Raw genomic sequence first — 20,288 nt, forward strand, 5'->3', positions numbered from 1 at the left:
AAACTTAAAAGGAATTAACATGAACAAAAATAGTTTATTGGCTCTAGGGATTGGGTTTATTGCGGGTGTAGGTTTAACTTGGAGCTACTTTAATGCAGCTTCAAGTTATCCGGAATCTGTTAAGTCGCAGCCAAGTTATGAAAAACAGAAAAAGCTTCATACTGAACAACAAAGTAATGAGGTATTGAGTAATACAGGTTCAGCACCTGAGCAAGTCGCTAGTATAGAGCCCGCTGAAGACACGCCAACAACCAATTCAGAAACCCAAATGCTTGATGAACTACCTTTAGAAGAGCAAGTAACTCAGCTTAAGCAGCAGCTCGCCGAACAGAAAGCGGCGCTCAAAAGTGTTTTAAAGAAAATGAGGAGCCCTTCAGATTTTGAGCAGATTTTACGTGATAAATTTGAAAATCAAACGCGCGACGAAGAATGGGCTTATCGTACTGAAATGGCATTACAAGATTTTTTATTAACAGCTGATTTATCAATTATTCCTGACGTTGTTAGTGCAAAATGTAAAAAAACAGTATGTGAATTTGAACTTGCCGCCCCTACTGATAACGACACATTTGGTAATGCTCAATGGCGAGAGCTAAACGATAAGTTGATGGAACAAGAGTTTTGGCAACAATTTAAAAGCACTACCTCCACATCGAGCGATAGCGAACTTAAAATGTTGCTAAGTACAGAGCTTTAAATAATTTGTGATTCTATAGAGCCATCGACTAACTCTGTAACTAAAACATCGCCTGTTTTAATTTGCCCCACAGATTTAACTACTTTTCCTTGCTGTGTTTTAGTGATGCTATAACCGCGCGCTAAAACATTAAGCGGACTTACCGAGTCTAACCTGCTTGCTTGCAGTGCTAAGCTATTATTCGCTTGTTGTAACTGATGTTGTATAGCTTGGTTTAGCCTAGCTTGTAATTGCGAGAGTTGATGGCTTGCTGAAGCGAGTTTTTTATCAGGTGATTGGCGCATCAAACGCGGCGTTAAGTTATTGAGTGTGCGTTCTTGTTGGTATAAACGATTACGCATAGCTTGTTGCAGCGCAATGCTTAGCTCATCCAAACGTTGTGATTTTTGACTAAGCTGATTACGCGGATGACACAAATTAAGGCGGTGTTGTAACTGCGTTGCTAATGCGCGTTTATCGGCAATACCGTGCTTAAACGCGTTAGATAAACGATTAACTAATTGTGTTACTTTGTTGTGTAACTCTTGCGTATTAGGGCTTACAAGCTCAGCTGCGGCTGATGGAGTGGCAGCCCGTAAATCGGCTACATAGTCGCTTATGGTTGTGTCTATTTCATGGCCTACAGCGCTTATAACGGGCAGCTCGCTTTGATAAATTGCGCGGGCGAGCTGTTCGTGATTAAAACACCATAAATCTTCAAGTGATCCGCCGCCTCGCCCTAAAATAAGTACGTCTACTTCATCACGTGTGTTGGCTAATTCAATTTGGTTAATTAAATGCACGTGCGCTTCTTTGCCTTGTACCATAGCAGGGTAAATGATGACTTCTAGCTGCGGTGCACGGCGTTTGAGTACCGTTAAAATATCTTTTATAGCAGCGCCGGTTGCTGAGGTAATAACACCAATGCGATTAATATTTTGGGGTAATGGCTGTTTGTGAGCAGAGCTAAATAATCCTTCGGCGGCTAAACGCATTTTAAGCGCATCAAATTCTTGTTTTAGCTGACCTTCGCCTGCGGGTTCCATATGCTCAACAATAAGCTGGTAGTCACCGCGAGGTTCATAAAGCGATACACGCGCTTTTACTGTAACTTGCGCACCATTTACAGGGCGGTAGCTTTGGTTGCGATTATTGCCTCGCCACATTGCAGCTTTAATTTGTGCTTTATCGTCTTTTAACGAAAAGTACCAATGTCCAGATGCAGGGGTAATAAAGTTAGAAATTTCGCCCGTGAGCACTAAAGATGCAAAACCTTGCTCAAGGATTGTGCGAATTTCTCTATTAAGGCGCGACACGGTGTAAACCGCCTGCGAAGGCTTCGAAAACATAAAAAACAACCTAAAACTATTTATAAAGCAAGGGTCTATTGACCTTTGTAGATTAAAATTTGTTCAAATTAGGGGCGATTTAATCGCGGCGCGAGGTTTGTAACCTAGTGGGCTAAGTAAAAACCGAGTAACAAAGAGTTAATCGCCCCTAGGCTGAACCCTTTGGGCAGCGCTTGTTTGGAATTGATGCTACGTTATCGCCTATTTATGGGGAATAACCACACTGCATAGGCTCTGCCTTGCCTAAATACCTAACAAACTGCTGCAAATTTAACCTTGAAAGGCTAATAGACCCTATATTATCATAAATATTTGCGAAATATTATTTACTCATGCCAACAACGCTGTTAAAATTTGGCCGCAATTCCTTATCTTAGATCCACATGTGAGAAGTTGCCAAAATGCTTAGAATCGCTAAAGAAGCTCTTACCTTTGATGACGTACTTTTAGTACCTGGTCATTCTACTGTTTTGCCACACACGGCAAATATTTCAACTCGCTTAACGCGTGGTATCAAACTTAACTTGCCGCTTATTTCAGCATCTATGGATACTGTTACAGAAGCTCGTTTAGCTATTGCCCTTGCGCAAGAAGGTGGTCTTGGTTTTATTCATAAAAACATGACTATTGAAGAACAAGCGAAAAACGTACGTAAAGTTAAAACCTACGAAGCAGGTATTGTTTCATACCCTGTAACGGTTACTGCCGATTTAACAATTGCAGATGCAATTGAGCTTTCGCACGAAAAAGGTTTTTCAGGCTTTCCGGTTACCGACAGCAATAATGTGCTTGTAGGCATTGTTACTAGTCGTGATATGCGTTTTGAAACTAAGCTTGAACAGCCTGTTTCTACCGTTATGACTAAAAAAGAAAAGCTTGTTACCGTTAAAGAGGGCGCAGCACGCGAAGAGATTTTAGGCTTAATGCACGAACACCGCATTGAAAAAATCTTAGTTGTTGATGATGAATTTAAACTCAAAGGCATGATCACGGTAAAAGATTACCAAAAAGCCCAAGACAAACCTGACGCATGTAAAGATGACCAAGGTCGTTTACGTGTAGGTGCTGCTGTAAGTGTTGGCGCAGGTACTGATGAGCGCATTGCTGCATTAGTAGAAGCGGGTATTGATGTTTTACTTATCGATACATCGCATGGTCACTCTCAAGGCGTTATTGACCGTGTTACTAAAACTCGCAAAGAGTACCCAGACTTACAAATTATTGCAGGTAACATTGCAACAGCTGAAGGTGCGATTGCACTAGCTGATGCCGGAGCGGATGCAGTTAAAGTAGGTATCGGCCCAGGTTCTATCTGTACTACACGTATTGTTACCGGTTGTGGCGTTCCACAAATTACCGCTATTTCAGATGCTGTTGAAGGCTTAAAAGGTCGCGACATTCCTGTTATTGCTGATGGTGGCATTCGTTTTTCTGGTGATATTGTTAAAGCACTTGTTGCTGGTGCATCGTGTGTAATGGTGGGTTCTCTTCTTGCTGGTACAGAAGAAGCACCAGGTGAAGTTGAATTGTACCAAGGCCGTTATTACAAATCTTACCGTGGTATGGGCTCATTAGGCGCGATGGATCAAAAAGAAGGTTCATCAGATCGTTACTTCCAAAAATCAAATGAAGCTGACAAGTTAGTACCTGAAGGTATTGAAGGTCGCGTAGCTTACAAAGGTCCTATTGCAACGATTATTCATCAGCAAGTAGGTGGCTTACGTAGTGCTATGGGCTTAACGGGTTGTGCAACAATTGAAGAGCTTAATACAAAACCACAATTTGTACGTGTTACTTCAGCGGGTATGGGTGAGTCGCACGTTCATGATGTGCAAATCACTAAAGAAGCACCAAATTACCGCTTAGGTTAAGCAGCGTAATTAATTTAATATACTGGGCTTGCTTTGCAAGCCCTCTTTTTAGTCGTTTACATTAACAAACGGCATTTAGCATCAGACTTTACGAGATACTCCATGAGCAAAGATATTCACGATTCACGAATTCTCATTTTAGACTTTGGTTCACAATACACTCAATTAATCGCCCGTCGTGTGCGTGAAATTGGTGTTTACTGTGAACTTTGGGCATGGGATGTGACTGAAGAGCAAATCCGCGAGTTCAACCCACAAGGTATTATTCTTTCTGGTGGTCCAGAATCAACAACACTTGAAAACAGCCCGCGCGCTCCTGAGTATGTATTTAATGCAGGCGTGCCTGTGCTAGGTATTTGCTACGGTATGCAAACAATGGCAGCTCAACTTGGTGGAAGTGTACACAGCTCTGATAAAAAAGAGTTTGGCTACGCACAAGTTGAAAAAGTAGGCAGCTGTGCATTATTTGATGCAATTGAAGACCATATTACTGATGGCGGCAACGGCATACTTGACGTATGGATGAGTCATGGCGATAAAGTAATGGACATTCCAGCTGATTTTACAACAACAGCTAAAACATCTACTTGTCCACATGCTGCAATGTCTAACGAAGAAAAGCGTTTTTACGGCGTACAATTTCACCCAGAAGTAACGCATACTCATCAAGGGTTACGTTTGCTTGAGCGTTTCGCTATTGATATTTGTGGCTGTGAAAAATTATGGACTCCTGCAAAAATCATTGATGATGCTATTGAGCGTATTAAAGAAACTGTAGGTGATGACGAAGTTATTTTAGGTCTCTCTGGTGGTGTTGATTCATCAGTTGTGGCTATGCTTATTCACCGTGCAATTGGCGCAAAGCTAACATGTGTATTTGTTGATAATGGTTTACTTCGTTTAAACGAAGGTCAGCAAGTGATGGACATGTTTGGTAATAAATTTGGCTTAAACATTGTAAAAGTTGAAGCTGAAGAGCAGTTTTTAAATGATTTAGCTGGTAAGTCAGACCCAGAAGATAAACGTAAAGCCATTGGTCACACGTTTATTAATGTATTTGATGAGCAAGCCAAAAAGCTTAAAAATGCGAAATGGTTAGCGCAAGGTACAATTTACCCTGACGTTATTGAATCTGCGGCATCTGCCACAGGTAAAGCGCATGTTATTAAATCTCACCACAATGTGGGCGGATTACCAGATGACATGAAAATGGGCCTTGTTGAGCCATTGCGTGAATTATTCAAAGATGAAGTACGTAAAATTGGTCTAGAGCTAGGTTTACCGTACGACATGCTTTACCGTCATCCTTTCCCTGGACCAGGTTTAGGTGTACGTGTACTTGGCGAAATCAAAAAAGAGTACTGTGATTTACTACGCCGCGCAGATGCGATTTTCATCGAAGAGCTACACAAAGCTGAGCTTTATCATAAAGTAAGCCAAGCGTTTACTGTATTCTTACCAGTTAAATCGGTAGGGGTTATGGGCGATGCACGTAAGTACGATTGGGTTGTATCACTTCGTTGTGTAGAAACAATCGACTTTATGACAGCACGCTGGTCACATTTACCATATGAGTTTTTAGGTGTGGTTTCAAACCGTATCATTAACGAAATAGATGGTATTTCTCGTGTAGTTTACGATATTTCAGGTAAACCACCTGCAACTATCGAATGGGAATAATTAATTTTAGTTTTAATTAACTAATTTTAAGTGATTAAAAAACGGCGAATTAGCATGCTAATTCGCCGTTTTGTTTATTTAAAAAGCAGTTAAACTAAAAGAGTGATTTTTCTCTTTACCTTTGGCGAAACTTCTCTATAATTCGTCGTCATTGCAGGGGCGTAGTTCCAATTGGTAGAACAGCGGTCTCCAAAACCGATGGTTGGGAGTTCGAATCTCTCCGCCCCTGCCATTTCTTCTTTACATCGTTTTTATTGCTTCTTATATTGTTCAAATGTCTAATCTACTGAGTTGTTATGCATCCACGTTACGCAGCTATTTTTGATATAGAAAATCTTGAACTCAATCAGCATTATTGTTCTCAAGCAAATGATCAAGCTAATACTTTATCGCAAAGCACGATAGCTAGTTCTTTAACGCTAAATGAGCAACTATTTGCAGACATTAAGTTCAGTGCAGGGGCTATTATTATAAATAGCGTTGTACAGGGTAGTGAGATGCAATTAAACAACAATCAGCTTACATTGCCAACCCCACAGCTCAACGCCTCTGAGAAGCGTGCTTTATGGGCTTTAATGAGTGAACACCTTGATAAACTTTAAATCAGTAGATGAAACTGCAATACCTCAATTAATGGCCATCGAAACAGCATGTCATAGCCATCCGTGGACTTTAAATACACTGAGTTCATGTATAGGCGGGCGCTATTTTAATGTTGCCGCATTTGATGAGGTGAGCATGATTGGTTTTTATATTGGTGAAAAAGCAGGGCCTGATTTTACGCTTATGGATATTTGTGTAACACCAAGCCACCAGGGTAAGGGTATTGCAAGGCAGTTGTTAGCCCAGTTTATTGAATATGGTGAACAGCAAAATGCTGAAAACCTCTTTTTAGAAGTACGTGAATCTAATACGCGGGCTATTGCGCTATACGAGAACGCTGGCTTTACAGAGATGTCAGTGCGTAAAAACTACTATCCAAGTGATAATCCGGCCAAAAATGGCTTTGAAGACGCTATTTTAATGGGCATGGCATTAGGTTTAAACTTTTCATAATTAAAGTCGGTGGTTAGCGTTTTAAGCATAGAGCACTAACACACCGAACTTGTACTATTTTGTAAGTTTTCTTTTAGGTTACTTTGCCACTAATTGCTTGCTCAATGGCTGCTATTAATTTATTTACTAGCTCGTCTCTTGGCACTTTATTGTTACTTTTTAAATTTTCTTCAAGTGCCGCAGCGCTGTGATAAATCTCATCAAAATTAAAGCATCCAGAACTACCTTTAATACTGTGCGCTATACTTCTTAATGCTTCCCAGTCATTACAATGTTGCAGAGTTTTAACTTCTTCTAAATAAGTAGGTAAGTTGGCTAAATAGTTATCAGTAATTTGCTGAAACTTTTCGCTTTTTAATAAGCTGTCCCACTTATTTTGATTATCCTTTTCAAGATGTAGGTAGCTTACGAGTACATTTTCCAGAGCATCTTTATCAATGGGTTTAGCGAGTGCTTTGTTGCAACCAGCTTCTAGGTAAGTACCTATATCGTGGTTCATTACATTAGCAGTAAGGGCAATAATGGGGCCATCGTATGCTGCATGACGAAGCATTTTAGTCGCTTCTAATCCGCCCATTACAGGCATTTGCATATCCATTATAATAAGCTGATAGTCATTAACGAGTGCCATTTCTACAGCTTGTGCGCCATTACTAGCAATATCGGGTTCAAGGCCCCAAGTTTGAAGTAATAATTTAATTAATAGTTGGTTATCAGGGTTATCCTCAGCGACTAAAATATTAGCCTCAAAGTTATTGGTCGCAAACGATAAGAGAGGGTCTTTCTCTGGTATTAACTGGCTTTCTTGCGTTAAAAACTCAAGCATTGGTTGATCATCAGATAACTGACACGACACCCTAATTGTAAAGCGGCTACCAACGCCAACTTCACTTTCAAGCGTTACATCGCCACCAAGTAACAGTGCTAAATTTTTAGAAATACACAACCCAAGGCCTGTACCACCAAAACGACGTGTGGTTGTGGCATCGGCTTGCTCAAACGGTTTAAACACACGCTCTATTTGATGCTCAGACATCCCAATGCCGGTATCTTTAATTACAAATTCTAGCTTTTGACTTGCTTGTAAATAATGCACGCAAATAGACACACTGCCATTTTCGGTAAATTTAACAGCGTTATTTGCAATATTTATAAGTATTTGTTTTAAGCGGGTCACATCACTATAAATGGTGCGAGGTAGCGGCAGTTGGTAATCAATATTAAGGGTTAATTGTTTTTCTTGTGCCAGTGGTTGAATAATTGATTCAATGTCATGCACAAGCTGCACTACGTTTAACGCAGACAAATCGACAGCTAGCTTTTCAGCTTCAATTTTAGATAAGTCGAGTATATTATTTATTAACTCTAGTAAGTGTTTTGAATTACGTAAAATAGTGCTTAGATGTTGTTTGTCGTTGGCTACTTTGTCGTTGTGGAGTAATTGCTCTGTAAAGCCCATAATAGCCGTAAGTGGCGTTCGTATTTCGTGACTCATATTAGCTAAAAAACGACTTTTAAGCTGATTAGCTTGCTCGGCTTGGCCAATTGCAAGCTCTAGTTGGCTGTTCATGGCTTCAAGTGCTTTAGTACGACTTTCTACTTTATCTTCAAGGTGGTGTTTATATTCTTCAAGCTGCTGCTGGTAGTGTCTAATTTGATTAACCATGTGGTTAAAGTCGTTAAACAAAACACCCACTTCGTCATTTGTATGAGCTGGTAAGTGCACCGACAAATCGCCATCACCAACACGGTGGCTTGCAGCACCTAATAATTCAATTGGGTTAAGTAATAAATTACGTACCACTATAAAAATTAATATTGGCAGGGTGATTATCGAAATAATAACAATTAAGCCTGTTATTAAGCTTATGGCTTTACCAGATTGATAAAGCACACCTTTGGGAATGGTTGAAACGTAATAATATCCACCGGGCATTTGTACGGCAAAAATCATACGCTCTATTTTATCTATGCTTGAGAGTTCAATGGTAGAAAGCATGCCTATATCGGCAAGATCGTGTACTTGGTTAAGTTCATATTCGCTTATGTATTGGCCGCGCATGTTGTAGTCGGAGCTAAATAAAATTTTCCCGTCTTTGGTCAACATTAAATTAAGTGTGTTGTTATATGGCGCTTCTAAAATACTGGAGTTGAGTATTGAAGGCTCTATATGTATTACAATAAAACCAAGCTGCTGTGGACGTTTCAAGTAGTAATCAACGCTGTCAATTCGTTGAATGAAATATAAGCTCGTGGTGCCATCGTCCTTTTGAATCATAAATTGCTGTGTACTTAAATTACTTTGCAATACTCGATTAAAAAATGGATAGCTTTTAGGCGCTGTTGTTAGGTTGTTAGAGTAGTAGGCATCACTTTTCCCACTTGCTGAAACTAAATTAATGCTAATTATATCTGGATAAGCTTCGCTGTAACTGGCAAATACATCCATAAGCGCGCCAAGTTTTCGGGTGTAATTACCGTTGGCGCTAATATCGTTTGCTAAAAAGTCACTAAGTACTGGCGAATTTGAAAGTAGTTTTGCAGTAGAGTGAAAAGAGTCGATATAGTTGAATATTTTTTGCTGTTGTTGCTCAACAAAACGGCTCATTATTAAATCAGCTTGTTTTTGTGTTGAATTAGTGACATTGGTGAGCGTAAAGCCACCTAAAAATAGCAGTGGCAGAATAACAAGAGGTGTTATATACCATAATAATCTTATACTTAACTTACTGGTTTTCATGACCAAACGACTTATCCTCCATGCAATCTGCCAATAATATGCGTTACGACCTGATTACACAAGCTTATAGCGGTCTTGGTGGCTAAATTACAATCATTAGTTGCATGATCTTTAGCTCTTTTTTTTATGTTTAAGTTATTTAAATTTAACAAATCACACTGAATAATATCAATTCAGTGTTTAAAAACTTACATAGTTTTACATCTTTTAAAGTCAATAACTAAAGTTGATGCATTGCCAGGCGTGACATTAAAAGGACACGTTGACAGTCTAAGTCCAGCAAGTTACTCCACTATTAGTGCACATAATGCAACAGGCAACTTTACTAAAATAGCGCAGCGCCTACCGGTAAAGATTAGTTTAGATGCTAAGCAGCCTTTACTTAGTCAACTACGTGTTGGAATGTCGGTTGTACCTACTATTGATGTTGTTAAGTAACTACTCATTTTTATTTAAACGATCTACGACTAAATTGTAGGTCGTTTAAATATCGCTTGCTGTACATATTTATTTTAAAGCTAAGATATTTTTAAGTAGATAGCACACTTTTATACCGACTCCTGTTACAATTGCCATTATTAAAAAATCAACTATTGACGCTTTATTATCAGCTGTTTGCAACGTGAAAATCAGCGAGAATAGTAGTTAATTACGATCAACATAACGGGTTTACTCGCAGACGCTTATTAAAATGCATTCAACCCCGCATATAAGCTAAAAGAATTTATCAATGGCAGACCAGACTATTATCAATGAAATCAGCAAGCGAAGGACCTTTGCTATCATCTCGCATCCTGATGCCGCCCAGCCTTTCAACGCATAAAACCACCTTTCATTGCACACCACAATCACATCTCTACGTACTGAATTTAAAGGCTTTTTGTCTTTTTCTCGTTTCTTTGCTTTTCAATGATGTTCAAGCGTAACCTCGGAAAGTGTGTACAAACTTGAGTACAAATTCCGTTTTAGAGGTCTTTGGCGAAAATTCCATGATACAAACCTGGCTGTAGGCCTTTTCGTTACTGGGTTTGACGTAAAAAGTACTACCGTTAAAAAGAGTCTCTTTTTTTGGTAAATGTTTTCTTCTGTGCCAAATTACAAAATTTAATTAAGGGATTTATTGTTGGTGTAATTTTTGCTCTAGTGTTTGTTTTTGAAGATGCTTGAAGCGAACCAATACGGTTATTTCTAATTGAGATATCAGACTTACCTTCAAATTTAGTTGCTGTTTACACCATCATTTTGCACTTGTTTTTCGGCCTGTGTGTACAAAATTTCCTGTAACTGTGTACAAACTTCCTTTTTGTTGCACTTATCCTTCGGTTATTTGACGCGAGTTCTTCTGTAGACCTTGCTGTATATGAGCTGAGCGACAAAAGTACTTAGGGGATTTGATGCGCTTGTTCGCGATTATCAGCTGGAGTATCGCTCTTTTGTTGATGATAAAAATCTTTGCCTTAATTATATGTAATTGTGTATCAGTTCATGGCTATTGATATGCAATAGCTAATCAACTTTGTGCTTTTTGAGTTGGTATGATATAGTTTGGTATATAATATTTCTTCAGTGATGTATTAAGGTGTATCGAAATGAGCTATGTAACAGAGCAGATACTAGAAGGCCTTCGAGAAGCTCGGGTACGTAAAGGTTTTAGTCAAAGAGAGCTGAGCGCGCGTTCGGGTGTGCCGCAAAGCCATATTTCGAAAATCGAGTCTGGCGGTGTTGATTTAAGAATATCCAGTTTGATAGCTCTTGCCCGTGTACTTGACCTAGAGCTATTTGTTGCGCCTAAAAAATCTGTACCTGCCATCAAGTCGATCATTCAAAGTGGCCAAGGTATTAACGGCATCAGCGATGAGAGTGAGCCAATGTCGCCCGCATATCAGTTAGAGGAAGGCGACGATGACTAACCATGTCTCTACGCTCAACGTTTTGCTTTACGGTGAACCCATTGCAACGATCACCAACGTGGGCAATGACAGAACGCTTTTTGCCTTTATGGATTCGTACATTCATGACGAATCGCGTCCTGTATTAGGACTTGGATTTAAAGATTCGCTAGGAGGCTTGCTGACTAGCTTCAAACCGACCCAAACTAAGTTAACCCCGTTTTTCTCTAACCTTTTGCCAGAAGAAACCATGCGAAATTACCTAGCAGAGCGTGCCGGTGTTAATTCAGCGCGGGAGTTTTTTTTATTGTGGGTACTGGGACAGGATTTGGCAGGCGCAATCACGGTTGAGCCAGCAGATGGTGAAGCCTTACCACCTAATGTGCATCAAGACATAGAAGATGAGACGAAAACAGATGGGCCAATGCGTTTTTCATTAGCGGGAGTGCAGTTGAAGTTTTCAGCTGTGCAGCAGGCAAATGGCGGTTTGACGATCCCAGCAACCGGTCAAGGTGGCTCTTGGATTGTAAAATTACCGTCGTCTCGGTTTGAAGCTGTGCCAGAAAATGAATATTCGATGATGGAACTGGCTCGAATGTTGGGAATGGACGTGCCAGAAACGCAGCTACTCCCTATTAATCGGATTGCTAATATCCCCAATGGCATTGGCAAATTTGGTGACAGTGCGTTTGTGATTAAGCGTTTTGACCGTGCAGATGGTCAAGCTGTTCACATTGAAGACTTTGCGCAAGTGTTTGGTGTTTATCCTCAAGATAAATACAAAAAAGCCAGTATGCGCAATATTGCTCATGTTATCGGTATTGAAGGGCAAGACGAAGACATTGCTGAATTTACTCGCCGATTGGTGTTCAATACTCTAATTGGTAATGCTGATATGCATTTGAAGAATTGGTCTGTGATCTACAAAGATAAGCGCACAGCGTCTATTGCGCCTGCTTATGACTTCGTTTCAACCATTCCCTATATCCCAGATGATAGTGCATCGCTTAAGGTGAGCCGTAGCAAGAGATTTAGCGATTTCACGCTGGATGAGCTATCACACTTAGCGGCTAAAGCCATGTTGCCAGAAAAATTGGTGTTAGATACTGCAAAGCAAACTGTAGCAGGCTTCCATGAGGTATGGGCGAAAGAAAAAGCGCATTTACCCCTCACTAAGTCAGTGATTGAAGCCATCGAAATGCACTTACGAAGTATACCGCTACGCTGAACTCCTAGTAGCTAGAGCGTGCATATCGATAAAGATGGTTTAACTTAATGCGATTTTACGGCGCTTTTCGCCGTAAACTGGAAATTTGGTAAACTGCACAATGATACCGGTGTCTTGATAAGGCTGATCTTCTGAACAAATCATGCATCTTTCTGACCATCAACAAGTGATGAATCAGGCGATGATAGCTTTACATTGATTTTCAGGAGAATGCAGATGACAGCAGTAGCGCATCAGGTAACCCCTTTTCTAACATCTTACGAAGTGATGGCTCGTTACCACATTAGCTATACAACGCTCTGGCGAAGAATAAAAGATGGCAGCTTGCCGCAACCTCGTATCAACCGAAATACACGAAACAAGTTGTGGCACATTGAAGACCTAGAAGAGTATGAGAAGAAAGAGGATTGAGCCTCTTTCTTTTATTTTATTGTCCGAAACGCCAGTTGAATGGAAAGCCTGTCGGCTCGATGATGGTTTCTAGTTGTTGATACCAAACGTCGTAAGCATGACGCATTTCATCCAGGTACTGATATTGGTTGTAGATAGCATCCAACCCTTTTTTGCTGTGGCCAATCATCAACTCGGCAACTTCTTGCGTCGTGATGGCTAACATTCGCGTTCGCATCGTTCTGCGAAGATCATGCATAGACCAGTGTTCCATCTCAATACCAAGCGACCTGCGAGCCCAGATTTTCACTTTGTTAGGAATAGTGGTATCAAAGCCATTTGTGGCAAGCTATTCTTGTCCGTTCGCGAAAAACAAGTAAGTTCAGGGCTTGGCAGGCGCATTTGATGTGAATCCTGTTCCGACGATTCAGAACATGGCAGCATGTTAGTAGCAAAATGCACTTTGTTATGATTCCTGGTGACTCAATGAAGACATTGGTTACGGTTTTTGCAGTAAAGTGAGCTAATGTAGTATTCGCACTTTATGAATATTACTTATGTGCCATTAGCGGCCACTCAATCTTGACACCAAGTGATCAAAAACCAATCGAATACGTTGTGGTACTGGACCACGTTGAGGGCGATAAATATATAACTCCCAAGGCACAGGCTCGACTTCTTCTAACACTCTCACAAGTTTCTCTTGGCGTAATAAGTCTTGGACCAAAAAGTCAGGAATTTGAGCAAACCCCAGTCCATTTTGTATAGCCATTAATTCAGCTTCGGTGTCGGCACTTCGAAAACGTGTTATGGATGGGGTCCACTGTCTGTCCATGGAAAAAATCCATGGCCAAAGCTTTCCCGTATTGCGATCTACTAACCCTGTAGCCGGCAAGTGGTTTAGATCTTCAATAGACGCAGGCTTTCCCACTCTATTTATTAACTCAGGCGAAGCCACGACATACATATTAATTTTGGTGAGCTGGCGGGCAATAAATCGACTATCTCTCATGAAGCCGATACGAATCCCAATATCTATTTTTTCGTCAACTACATCAACGCGTTCGTCACTGAGTGTCAGGTCTATATCCAGTTGAGGATGTATTGTTGAGAGTTCCAGTAATACTGGCATTAAGCATTTATGACCAAAACCAACAGGCGCTGCGATACGAACCCGCCCTTGTAATTCATTACCCGAGTTAGGGGCGCTTGTTTGAAACAATTCATCTACAGCGCGCAGGCGTTCTTTTGCTATCACAGCAAATTTTTCTCCAACTAGGGTCACTTGTATGTGTCGAGTATTTCGATGAAATAAAAGCTCCCCTTGCAATCGCTCTAACTCCTTCACTGCTCGTGTCACTGCCTGAGGAGAAATTCCCAGACGGTTAGCCGCTTCTTTAAAGCTGCTAGACTCAGCAGCAGTACAAAATATCCGGAGCATTTCTAATCTGTTAAGCATCACAGTCACATTCAGTTTAGATATGAATACATTAATACTATTCCATTTTTAGGAATTGTGAAATTAAAACTTTTCCATTTATTAATTTCTGAAGGTAAGTGATAATTTGTTTGTTATTTAGACAGAGTCATTCATTCAACCGATTTGAGGATATTAACTATGAGCAGTGTTTTAGCAAACAACATCAGCAGTAAAGTCGTTGTTATCACCGGTGGTAGCAGCGGTTTAGGCGAAACAACAGCAAGATATCTGGCCAGTCTTGGTGCGTCAGTAGTGTTAGGTGCCCGCCGTATCGACAAGCTTGAAGCTATTGCTGCTGACATTCGCTCAGCAGGCGGAAAAGTTGCGGTTCAAGCGACAGATGTGACTTGCCAGGACGAAGTCAAGGCCCTTGTAAATCTTGCACAAGAGCGCTTCGGTAAAGTTGATGTGGTTATCAATAATGCAGGGTTAATGGCTATTGCACCGTTAGCTGAGACTCGAGTTGACGAATGGGATCGCATGATTGACATCAACGTTAAAGGTCTGCTGTATGGAGTAGCCGCAGCGCTTCCGATCTTTCAGGCTCAGGGAACAGGCCACTTTATCAATATTTCTTCCGTAGCGGGTATCAAAGTATTCAGTCCCGGCGGCACGGTTTATAGCGGAACGAAATTCGCTGTTCGCGCTATTGCCGAAGGCTTACGCCATGAAGTTGGGGGTAAAATTCGTTCAACAATCATTTCACCAGGTGCAATCGAATCTGATTTAAAACATGGAAGTTCAGATACTCAGGGTGCAGCCTTTGTAAAAGATTTTTATCAGCAAAATGAAATTCCATCTGAATCTGTTGCTCGTGCTATCGCATACGCAATTGAGCAGCCTGCGGATGTGGATATCAACGAGATTGTTCTGCGCCCAACTGTTCAAGAGTTTTAATTCGTTTAATAAAAGACCTATTAACCAGCGGGTGATTTAACCACCCGCTGAATATTCAGTTTGTGAGGTTATTGATGACAGCGTTAAACAGACAAATGCGTGCTTTGGTATTAGATAGCTATGAAGAGGGTACAGTATTCCGGAATGCCCTGATTAACTTACCCTCTCCATCAGCAGGTCAGGTGCAAGTAAAAATATTTGCAAGTGGAGTCAATCCTATTGATTACAAGATCCGCCAAGGTATCGCTCCTTATGCCATGCCGGAATTACCCGCAGTACTTGGCACCGATTTAGCTGGAGAAATTGTTGCTATCGGCGACGGCGTCACCGACTTTGCAGTAGGCGATGCAGTTTATGGTCTGACTGGCGGAGTGCGAGGATTGCAAGGCTCATTGGCTGAATATGCCAACGTAGATGCTGAGTTACTTGCTCTCAAACCGAAAAATTTGTCCATGCGTGAAGCTGCGGCTTTACCTCTGGTTACACTTACCGCTTGGGAAGGTTTGGTTGACAGGGCGAATGTTAAAGCGGGCCAGAAAGTCCTTATCCAAGGTGGAGCTGGCGGAGTTGGGCATGTAGCTGTGCAAATTGCTAAGGCCTTAGGTGCCGACGTTTATGCCACTGCATCGACTGGAAAACAAGAACTGGTCAAGGCGCTTGGTGCCACGCCGATTGATTATCACACTGTAAGCCCTGCTGACTACGTGGACGCATACACCCAAGGCAAAGGATTCGATATCATTTACGACACTGTCGGTGGCTCTGTACTCGATGCCTCATTAGGTATCATTGCACATTATGGACATATTTTAAGTTGTGCTGCATTCAGCTCACATAACCTGGCACCGTCGTCATTACGCTCTGCAACATTGTCAGCGATTTTTGTGTTACACCCACAGCTCAGCGGAGAGGGGCGCAAACATCATGGTGACATTCTGCGGCAAATTACGGCTCTAGTTGAAGCTGGACAAATTAAGCCAATACTCGATCCGTTACGCTTCTCCCTTGACACGGCAATGGATGCACATAATGCTGTAGAGTTAGGGTCCATGGGTAAAGTAGTTATTGATGTAATTGCTTAAAAAGTCATTGTTGTAATTACTTAAAAAGTCATTGTTGAGGATGCATATGAGCCCAAGAAAACTAATTCGAACTGTTCGTTTCCATGAACTAGGTGGCCCCGAGGTATTAACTATTGACTCGCTGGCGAGTCCAAGTTTGCAGGCCACTGATGTACGCATTGCGGTCAAAGTTGTTGGGCTCAATCGTGCTGATGCCATGTTTAGGCGAGGCAGCTATATAGAAAAGGCTGACTTCCCTTCGCGAATCGGCTATGAAGCATCCGGGATAGTCATTGAAGTCGGGGAAGAGGTAAATCATTTACGCCTTGGGGACGAGGTTTGTATTGTCCCTCAGATGGGGCTTTCTCAGAACGGCTGCTACGCAGAAGAGATTGTCGTACCAAGTGAATATGTGGCACTCAAACCAGCAGGGCTAACCTTTGCTGAAGGTGCTGCAGCTTGGATGCAGTACCTGACAGCTTATGGCGCTTTGGTCGAAATTGCTAACGTGCAAAAAGGCGATGCAGTACTGATAACCGCCGCATCGAGCAGTGTTGGATTGGCTGCGATTCAAATTGTGAATGCTCTAGGGGGTATCCCTATCGCTACAACTCAAACAGGAGCTAAAAAGGCTGCTGTGCTCAAGGCTGGCGCGGCCCATGTGATTGCAACCCAAGAAGAACCGCTGCTGGATAGCTTGATAAGCATCTTGGGAGAAAACAATTTAAAAATCGCATTTGATGCTGTCGGTGGGCCGCAGATAGCTGAAATTGCTGAAGCAATGAGCCCTGAAGGAACAATAATAGTACACGGAGCATTAAGTCCCGAAACAACTCCTTTTCCCTTAAAAATAGCACTTCGTAAAAGTCTGACAGTTAGGGGATATGTGTTTACTGAAGTTATAAAAGACATCGAGCGTTTTCGCAGAGCAAAGCAATTTATCCACTCGGGTTTATCCAAGGGAACACTCAAGCCTGTCATTGATCGAAGCTTTAAATTTGAAGAGATAGTAGCAGCGCATCATTATCTGGAGTCAAATCAGCAGATTGGTAAAATAGTGGTCGAACTTGATTAACAGTTCGTAGCTTCCGCTGGTCTCTCGACTCAGTCAGTGCCTGATAATAATTAGCGTGGGCTTTGTTGCGGAAATCGAATGAACTAAATCAGAATCTTACGATCAGATTAGGGACATTCATTTTGATTGCACGTGTTACGGAGATGCATGCCCATTATTACGCGACAGTGGCTGATTTTGGTCGGGAATTTGCATGTTCAGTGGCGAGTAGCATGGCGGAATTTATTGGAAGGCTAGATAACCCATGCAATGAGATTTGGACGATCAAACGGGACGATAAAATTCCAGCTTCTGCTGCCATTGATGGTGAAGAACTTGGGCATAATCGAGCACATTTACGATGGTTCATTGTGGACGACTCTTTAAGAGGTTTCGGACTAGGTAAACAGCTTCTCAATTCTGCATTAGCTTTTGCCGATGCTCAGGGTTTCGTCCAAATCAACTTATGGACTTTTTCAGGGCTTAATGCAGCTCGATATCTTTACGAAAGTCAGGGCTTTGCATTGGTGGAAGAGAAACTAGGCTCACAATAGGGTATAGAAGTTTTGGAGTAACGCTTCACCAGGTGCCTATAAACGTGAATAAATATTTAAGGAGTCTCAATGACAGCTACAAAAGAAGAAGTTATCGCTTTCATGAAATCGGAGTTTCCACAAAGCAAATGCGTTGTGGAAGCAGTGAGCAACGGTGGAGCGACTGTATCTCATCATGTAGGTCAGGATGAATTACGTCCTGGCGGAACGGTTTCGGGGCCTGTTTTAATGAGTGTGGCTGATGTGGCACTTTATGTGGCGATACTTGGTAAAATTGGCATCGTGCCATTGGCAGTAACAACTAGCCTTAACATCAACTTCTTACGTAAGCCATCGGCAAATGAGCGAATCATTGCGGAATGTTCTCTGATAAAAGTCGGCCGTACTCTCGTGGTTGGGGAGGTTTCTCTGTACTCTGAGGGGGTGAGTGATTTAGTAGCACATGTTGTGGGTACATACTCTATACCGCCCTATACATCGGAACGAAGTGAGAATATTAAAACAATTAACTCTCTGAAAGCTTGACTCCGTTTAAAAGGTTATTGTTGAGGATGCATAAGAGCCCAAGAAAACTAATTCGAACTGCTCGTTTCCATGAATTAGGTGGTCCCGAGGTATTAACTATTGACTCGCTGGCGAGTCCAAGTTTGCAGGCCACTGATGTACGTATTGCGGTCAAAGTTGTTGGGCTCAATCGTGCTGATGCCATGTTTAGGCGAGGCCACTATAGAAAAGGCCGACTTCCCTTTGCGAATCGGCTATGAAGCATCCGGGGTAGTCATTGAAGTCGGGGAAGAGGTAAATCATTTACGCCTTGGGGAAGAGGTTTGTATTGTCCCTCAGATGGGGCTTTCTCAGAATGGCTGCTACGCAGAAGAGATTGTCGTACCAAGTGAATATGTAGCACTCAAACCAGCAGGGCTAACCTTTGCTGAAGGCGCAGCAGCTTGGATGCAGTACCTGACAGTTTATGGCGCTTTTGGGGAGCATGAGTGCTATCGGTCATTGTGCCGATATATTTTTTACATCGAGCGGTTTCATAATCTAAGAATACGACGTAGAGTAGCGAATAAAGACAGGTAGTTTACAAACGTTTTAAACTGTCCGTAGAAACGGGGTAGAACCCCCGCCATAACAATAAGGCAAAGGGGGTGTGTATGGTAATTAACGATCTTCTCTGGCGGCGACCGCGCCATCACATGGATGTCGATGAAACCCACGACCACGTGCACTGGGTGGAACTTTTCTTCGATCTGGTCCATGTAGTGACAATTTTCATTCTGGGGAATTACCTGTCCCATCATCTGGGGTGGCAAGGATTCTGGGTGTTTACGGGACTGTTCCTGGCGATTTTCTATGCCTGGGCAGACAGTTCGGTCTATAACTCGCTGTATATCTCCACGGACATGCCGCATCGCGTGGTGATGGCACTTAAGATTGTCACGATGATGACCATCGCGGCGGCAATTCCCGACGTGGGCGGTGAAGGCTGGACGTATTTCGCGCTGGGCTATGCGTTGAATCGGGCGCTGACGGCCTATCTTTACTGGCGGGCGCGCTGTACCGACAACGCGGGCAATACGCTGGCGCAGGAACAGGGGCGGAATTTTTTCGTGTTGGCCGGGGTGTTCGCACTGTCGGCTTTTTTGCCCACACCGGTCGCCTATTGGGTCTTTGCCGCCGGCGTGGCAGCAATCCAGCTGCAGTACATGCTGCCGCGCGTGGGCACGCTCCGCTTCGAACGCTTTGTGCCTCAACTCGGACACATCTCGGAGCGCTTCGGCCTTCTGATGTTGATTTTGCTGGGTGAAGGCTTCTTTAAGCTGGTGGTCACACTGGCCGACAAGGGCGTCTACAAAGTCAGCGCGGGTACGCTGTTCAATGTGACCATGGGCGGCTTGTCCCTCTTCGCGCTGGCCTGGACTTATTTCGACTGCGCCGGCAATGCAAAACCGAAGAGCCGCACCAGTGCCGTGCTGCTGAGATACTGGTTTGCTCACATCGTGATTTTGTGGAGTGCGGTGACGATTGGCGTTGCGCTGGCCGGAGAAGTCTACGTCGGCCTGTGGGAGCCTTATCCGCCCGGCTACGCCGCGCTTGGCTCGGTCGGCCTTGCGGTTTTTTTAGCTTCGCTATGGGCGCTGCGTCGAACTGTGGCTGATGCCATCGACACTTACCATAGCGCCGGTCTGAGGCTGTTCGGCATTGTCATGGCGCTGGTTGTGCTAGCCGTTCATCCCCTCGTACCGTCGATTGTCAGCAACGCCCTTTGGGCCCTGGCGTTGTTCTCGCAGATTGGTGTGCCGATTTTTCTGGCGGTAAGAGATGCGCGCCGGTCTGATAAAATGCTGTGATGGAACATG

At 42.6% G+C, this 20,288-nt stretch carries 18 protein-coding genes, 1 tRNA gene and 2 pseudogenes; 17 read left to right on the top strand and 4 right to left on the bottom strand.

The window, feature by feature from the left end:
- Positions 1-19 precede the first annotated feature (19 nt).
- Positions 20-697, top strand: a complete 678-nt coding sequence (locus tag RB214_RS03990; RefSeq protein WP_024606055.1) for a hypothetical protein — start codon at positions 20-22, stop codon at positions 695-697.
- Here the strand turns inward: RB214_RS03990 and xseA are convergent.
- On the bottom strand, positions 694-2,025 hold the full coding sequence (xseA, locus tag RB214_RS03995; protein WP_309168426.1) for an exodeoxyribonuclease VII large subunit: 1,332 nt from the start codon (positions 2,023-2,025) through the stop codon (positions 694-696). The two genes, RB214_RS03990 and xseA, sit on opposite strands and share 4 nt — an antisense overlap.
- Positions 2,026-2,426: 401 nt before the next feature.
- Here xseA and guaB point away from each other — a divergent pair, with 401 nt between their 5' ends.
- From guaB to rimI, 5 genes are all read left to right on the top strand, one after another.
- A complete protein-coding gene (guaB, locus tag RB214_RS04000) occupies positions 2,427-3,896 on the top strand; it encodes an IMP dehydrogenase (RefSeq protein WP_002958783.1) in 1,470 nt (489 codons plus the stop codon).
- 102 nt (positions 3,897-3,998) lie between these two features.
- Entirely contained in the window at positions 3,999-5,576 is a 1,578-nt protein-coding gene (gene guaA / locus RB214_RS04005) for a glutamine-hydrolyzing GMP synthase (RefSeq protein WP_002958782.1), read from the top strand.
- A 155-nt stretch (positions 5,577-5,731) separates the two neighbouring features.
- Positions 5,732-5,808, top strand: a tRNA-Trp gene (locus RB214_RS04010).
- 64 nt (positions 5,809-5,872) lie between these two features.
- On the top strand, positions 5,873-6,178 hold the full coding sequence (locus RB214_RS04015) for a hypothetical protein (RefSeq protein WP_309168427.1): 306 nt from the start codon (positions 5,873-5,875) through the stop codon (positions 6,176-6,178).
- Positions 6,165-6,632 carry a ribosomal protein S18-alanine N-acetyltransferase gene (gene rimI, locus RB214_RS04020; RefSeq protein ID WP_309168949.1) on the top strand — a complete coding sequence of 156 codons (468 nt, stop codon included), beginning with the start codon at positions 6,165-6,167 and terminating at the stop codon, positions 6,630-6,632. The genes RB214_RS04015 and rimI overlap by 14 nt, the downstream gene beginning before the upstream one ends.
- Positions 6,633-6,705: 73 nt before the next feature.
- Here the strand turns inward: rimI and RB214_RS04025 are convergent, their stop codons facing one another.
- On the bottom strand, positions 6,706-9,372 hold the full coding sequence (locus RB214_RS04025) for an ATP-binding protein (protein WP_024596082.1): 2,667 nt from the start codon (positions 9,370-9,372) through the stop codon (positions 6,706-6,708).
- A gap of 243 nt (positions 9,373-9,615) precedes the next feature.
- Here RB214_RS04025 and RB214_RS04030 point away from each other — a divergent pair, with 243 nt between their 5' ends.
- The 4 genes from RB214_RS04030 (at position 9,616) to RB214_RS04045 (ending at position 12,900) form a co-directional block, all read left to right on the top strand.
- Positions 9,616-9,810, top strand: a complete 195-nt coding sequence (locus RB214_RS04030; protein WP_309168428.1) for a multidrug transporter — start codon at positions 9,616-9,618, stop codon at positions 9,808-9,810.
- 1,151 nt (positions 9,811-10,961) lie between these two features.
- A complete protein-coding gene (locus tag RB214_RS04035) occupies positions 10,962-11,282 on the top strand; it encodes a helix-turn-helix domain-containing protein (RefSeq protein WP_024606417.1) in 321 nt (106 codons plus the stop codon).
- Positions 11,275-12,489, top strand: a complete 1,215-nt coding sequence (locus RB214_RS04040; protein ID WP_197098110.1) for a type II toxin-antitoxin system HipA family toxin — start codon at positions 11,275-11,277, stop codon at positions 12,487-12,489. Before RB214_RS04035 ends, RB214_RS04040 begins: the two co-directional genes overlap by 8 nt.
- A 216-nt stretch (positions 12,490-12,705) precedes the next feature.
- A complete protein-coding gene (locus tag RB214_RS04045) occupies positions 12,706-12,900 on the top strand; it encodes an AlpA family transcriptional regulator (RefSeq protein ID WP_000127614.1) in 195 nt (64 codons plus the stop codon).
- 16 nt (positions 12,901-12,916) lie between these two features.
- Here RB214_RS04045 and RB214_RS04050 read toward each other — a convergent pair.
- Both RB214_RS04050 and RB214_RS04055 read right to left on the bottom strand, forming a co-directional pair.
- Positions 12,917-13,261 (bottom strand): annotated as a pseudogene (locus RB214_RS04050) (integrase); the annotation flags it as partial.
- Between the two features lie 183 nt (positions 13,262-13,444).
- On the bottom strand, positions 13,445-14,338 hold the full coding sequence (locus RB214_RS04055) for a LysR family transcriptional regulator (RefSeq protein ID WP_197098108.1): 894 nt from the start codon (positions 14,336-14,338) through the stop codon (positions 13,445-13,447).
- Between the two features lie 159 nt (positions 14,339-14,497).
- On the opposite strand from RB214_RS04055, the gene RB214_RS04060 reads away from it, so the two are divergent.
- The 7 genes and pseudogenes from RB214_RS04060 to RB214_RS04090 all read left to right on the top strand — a co-directional run bounded on the left by RB214_RS04060 (position 14,498) and on the right by RB214_RS04090 (position 20,279).
- Positions 14,498-15,256 carry an SDR family oxidoreductase gene (locus tag RB214_RS04060; protein ID WP_165744967.1) on the top strand — a complete coding sequence of 253 codons (759 nt, stop codon included), beginning with the start codon at positions 14,498-14,500 and terminating at the stop codon, positions 15,254-15,256.
- Between the two features lie 74 nt (positions 15,257-15,330).
- Positions 15,331-16,338 (top strand): zinc-dependent alcohol dehydrogenase family protein, encoded by a 1,008-nt coding sequence (locus RB214_RS04065; RefSeq protein WP_309168429.1) that lies wholly within the window; start codon positions 15,331-15,333, stop codon positions 16,336-16,338.
- Between the two features lie 46 nt (positions 16,339-16,384).
- A complete protein-coding gene (locus RB214_RS04070) occupies positions 16,385-17,392 on the top strand; it encodes a zinc-dependent alcohol dehydrogenase family protein (protein WP_197098102.1) in 1,008 nt (335 codons plus the stop codon).
- 122 nt (positions 17,393-17,514) lie between these two features.
- Complete coding sequence (locus RB214_RS04075) at positions 17,515-17,925, top strand: GNAT family N-acetyltransferase (RefSeq protein WP_050582239.1); 411 nt, start codon at positions 17,515-17,517, stop codon at positions 17,923-17,925.
- A 69-nt stretch (positions 17,926-17,994) separates the two neighbouring features.
- A complete protein-coding gene (locus tag RB214_RS04080; protein ID WP_024606408.1) occupies positions 17,995-18,450 on the top strand; it encodes a PaaI family thioesterase in 456 nt (151 codons plus the stop codon).
- Between the two features lie 26 nt (positions 18,451-18,476).
- Positions 18,477-18,912 (top strand): annotated as a pseudogene (locus RB214_RS04085) (alcohol dehydrogenase catalytic domain-containing protein); the annotation flags it as partial.
- Between the two features lie 170 nt (positions 18,913-19,082).
- Positions 19,083-20,279, top strand: a complete 1,197-nt coding sequence (locus RB214_RS04090) for a low temperature requirement protein A (RefSeq protein WP_165744823.1) — start codon at positions 19,083-19,085, stop codon at positions 20,277-20,279.
- Positions 20,280-20,288 lie beyond the last annotated feature (9 nt).

The organism is Pseudoalteromonas sp. HL-AS1 (assembly GCF_031198785.1).
Lineage (GTDB): Bacteria > Pseudomonadota > Gammaproteobacteria > Enterobacterales > Alteromonadaceae > Pseudoalteromonas > Pseudoalteromonas distincta.

Bases quoted from the DNA above. Each gene is read 5' to 3' on its own strand.
- RB214_RS03990 (WP_024606055.1), top strand. From the start codon at position 20: ATGAACAAAAATAGTTTATTGGCTCTAGGGATTGGGTTTATTGCGGGT.
- RB214_RS04065 (WP_309168429.1), top strand. From the start codon at position 15,331: ATGACAGCGTTAAACAGACAAATGCGTGCTTTGGTATTAGATAGCTAT.
- xseA (WP_309168426.1), bottom strand. From the start codon at position 2,025: ATGTTTTCGAAGCCTTCGCAGGCGGTTTACACCGTGTCGCGCCTTAAT.
- RB214_RS04090 (WP_165744823.1), top strand. From the start codon at position 19,083: ATGGTAATTAACGATCTTCTCTGGCGGCGACCGCGCCATCACATGGAT.
- RB214_RS04080 (WP_024606408.1), top strand. From the start codon at position 17,995: ATGACAGCTACAAAAGAAGAAGTTATCGCTTTCATGAAATCGGAGTTT.
- RB214_RS04070 (WP_197098102.1), top strand. From the start codon at position 16,385: ATGAGCCCAAGAAAACTAATTCGAACTGTTCGTTTCCATGAACTAGGT.
- RB214_RS04015 (WP_309168427.1), top strand. From the start codon at position 5,873: ATGCATCCACGTTACGCAGCTATTTTTGATATAGAAAATCTTGAACTC.
- RB214_RS04025 (WP_024596082.1), bottom strand. From the start codon at position 9,372: ATGAAAACCAGTAAGTTAAGTATAAGATTATTATGGTATATAACACCT.
- RB214_RS04040 (WP_197098110.1), top strand. From the start codon at position 11,275: ATGACTAACCATGTCTCTACGCTCAACGTTTTGCTTTACGGTGAACCC.
- guaA (WP_002958782.1), top strand. From the start codon at position 3,999: ATGAGCAAAGATATTCACGATTCACGAATTCTCATTTTAGACTTTGGT.
- RB214_RS04060 (WP_165744967.1), top strand. From the start codon at position 14,498: ATGAGCAGTGTTTTAGCAAACAACATCAGCAGTAAAGTCGTTGTTATC.
- guaB (WP_002958783.1), top strand. From the start codon at position 2,427: ATGCTTAGAATCGCTAAAGAAGCTCTTACCTTTGATGACGTACTTTTA.
- RB214_RS04055 (WP_197098108.1), bottom strand. From the start codon at position 14,338: ATGCTTAACAGATTAGAAATGCTCCGGATATTTTGTACTGCTGCTGAG.
- RB214_RS04045 (WP_000127614.1), top strand. From the start codon at position 12,706: ATGACAGCAGTAGCGCATCAGGTAACCCCTTTTCTAACATCTTACGAA.
- RB214_RS04035 (WP_024606417.1), top strand. From the start codon at position 10,962: ATGAGCTATGTAACAGAGCAGATACTAGAAGGCCTTCGAGAAGCTCGG.